The sequence below is a fragment of the Kribbella sp. genome (genome assembly GCF_035655035.1).
Classification (GTDB): domain Bacteria; phylum Actinomycetota; class Actinomycetes; order Propionibacteriales; family Kribbellaceae; genus Kribbella.
Genome location: NZ_DASRVN010000614.1, coordinates 1 through 2,694, shown reverse-complemented (window position 1 = coordinate 2,694; position 2,694 = coordinate 1). Strand labels below are relative to the sequence as shown.

General features: G+C 68.4%; 1 protein-coding gene. It reads right to left on the bottom strand.

The features are described from left to right. Window positions 1–2,694 (bottom strand): discoidin domain-containing protein (locus VFF46_RS32325; protein WP_325041032.1); only part of this gene is annotated, 2,694 nt, incomplete at both ends.

The window sequence follows — 2,694 nt, the reverse complement described above, 5'->3', positions numbered from 1 at the left end:
ACGTTGAGGTGCGTGGTGATCCGGTACCACCCGGCGGGCAGGTACACGATCCCGCCGCCGTCGCGCCCGGCCCGGTCGAGCACCTTCTGTACGTCGCGCGTCGCGTCCGCGGCCGGCAGGTACCCGACGCCGTGCGGTGCGTCCACGACGTACAGCCGCTGCACCGGCTTCGGCAACGGCCTTTGCGTGTACGTCGGCGCCGTACCGGACATGTGGTGGATGATCCCGGTCTGCGGGCCGACGACGTCCGTCCCGGTGATCTTCACGTACCCCTGTGAATTGTTGACAATCCCATTGTCGACGTGACCACCTGCGAGCGTCATGCCCCAGCGGTCGTCCATGACGTCGACCTGGATGCCGACCCCGGTCCGGCGTACGTCCGGTTCCAAGAAGCTGCCCGTGAACTGCGCGCGCTGCCCGGCGACCACGTGGATGCCGATCGCGTAGTCGGACACCGCGACCCGGTAGAACTGGTCCCACTCGAGGTCGCCGAGCACGAGCCCGGTGCCGTGCGCGCGGGTCCAGGTGTCGAGCGCGGCCCGGGCCGGCGGGTGGAACGCGGCCGGCGCCGATGACCAGTACGAGTTGCTGAAGGCAACGTTCTCCCAGGTGCCGACGTCCGCGCCGTTGTAGGCGCGCGCGCCTTCGAGCAGCGCCGTACCGCGCACGTTGCGGATCGTCGTCGACTCGTGCACCTGGCCCGAGCTCGGCGCGTTGCCCTGGTCGTTCGGCATCGTGCTGACGCCGATCCCGCGGTACGAGTTCAGCATCGTCACGTCGGAGACCGTCGACATCATGTAGTTCTCGTTGCCGATCCACGCGCCGCCGGGGATCTCGAACGTGTAGTTGTACGGCACCGGGTTCGTCGCGTTCTGGTTCGGGTAGTACGTCGTGACGCCCAGGACGCCGGCGCTGCCGCCGATCCGGAACAGGCTCGGCCCGTTGTCGCCGGAGGCCAGGTCCGCGATGATCACGGTGCCGCTGCCGAGCTTCTGCCCGTGGTCGCCGCGGAGCGTGCAGAACGCGTGGACCTCGATCGTGTCGGTCACCTTGTACTGACCGGCGGGCAGCCACACAGTGCCGCCGCCCGCGTCCTGGCAGGCGTAGATCGCCTGCTGGATCGCCTTCGTCGAGTCACGCTTGCCGGTGCGGTCCGCGCCGTACTGCGTGGCGTCGAAGTCGGCGACCACACCGTCCTCGGTCGGGTTGCTGGTCTGTACGAGCTTGGGCTGCGGTACGACGACCGGGCTGAGCCTCAGCTGGAGTTCCTTGACCGTGAACGAGTCCGCGCCGGTCATCGCGACCCGGACGTACCTGGCGCTGACCGTGGCGAACCGGGTGCGGCTGATCTGGTTGCCGCCGGGCGAGCCGATCCGTCCGACGTCGGTGAACTTCGTCCCGTCGTTCGACACCTGCACGGTGTAGTCAGGGGAGTAGGCCGCGCCCCATTCCACCCGTACGTCGTTCACCGGGCGTGGCTTCCCGAGGTCCAGCTGCAGCCAGGAGTTGGCACCGCCCGACCACGAAGTCTGGTGGTTGTTGTCGTTCACATTGCTCGCGCCGGTCCCACCGCTCGCGGACGCCGTACCGTCGCCGGCGAAGTTCGTGTCGACGACCGACGCGGTGAACGCGTCCAGCTTGGCCTGCAGCGTGGTGAGAGCCGCCTTGACCTGTACGTCGGTGACGCCCGGAGTGGACGCGATCGCCTGAGCGTTGTCGATCGCGGCCTGCAAGGTGGCGCGGCTGCCGGCCGGGTACTGCCCGTCCCGGGTTCCTTCGCGGGCGGCCTGCTCGGCGCGGGTGGCCTGGCCGATCAGGTCGACGAGACCTTCGGTGACGTCCAGCGTGCCCGCGACCTTGGCGACCCGGACCGCCGCGACCTTGAGGTCGGCGGAGCCGTCACCGTTGTGGATCCGGAAGTCGCTACCGTTCGAGCGGTTCGTCATCACCGCGTCGGGCAGCGCGAACGTGTAGGTCTTCCAGGTCTTCGTGTCGCCGTACCGGACGACCTCGGAGTTCTTGAACTTGTCCGGGATGGTGTCGCCGGGGGAGTCGTAGTGCAGGCCGAACTGCCCGTTGCCCTCGTCGAAGTAGTCGATGCTGACCAGCACGAGGCCGTGGTTGTCGTACAGGTAGGTGTCTGCGACGTTCATGTAGAAGAAGCTCATGCCGGGCGACGGCGCCGTACGGTCGGTCTGCCAGTACGGGCGGCCGTCCTGGACGCCGGTGATCAGGTGCGACGCGTCGTCACCGGCGCGTGGGCTGATCCCGTTCTGTACGGGCGTCGCGCCGAGCTGCACGGACGCGCCCGCGGTACTGATCCGGAGGCCGGCGATCGTGACATCCTCGCTGCCTCCGAAGATCCGCACGTCGGCGTTGCCGAGCCGGTTGGTGAACGCGATGCCCGTCAGCGAGAAGACACCGGTCTTCCACTGCCCGCTGTTTGTGAGCTGTACGTCGGTCGCGTCGTGCTGCGGGTTGTCCTTGGCGTCGTACTGGAGATCGAGCGTGCCGGAGCCGCTGTCGAGGTAGGTCACCGTCACCAGGACGTTATCGGTGCCGATCTCGTCGACGTAGTCGTGATCGACGTCGAACGCGAGGTAGCCGGTGCCGGCCGCCCGGTTCGTCTGCCAGTAGGTGCGGCCCTGCGTCGTACCGGTGCGGAGCCCGGCCGGGTCGTCACCGGCCGTGGGT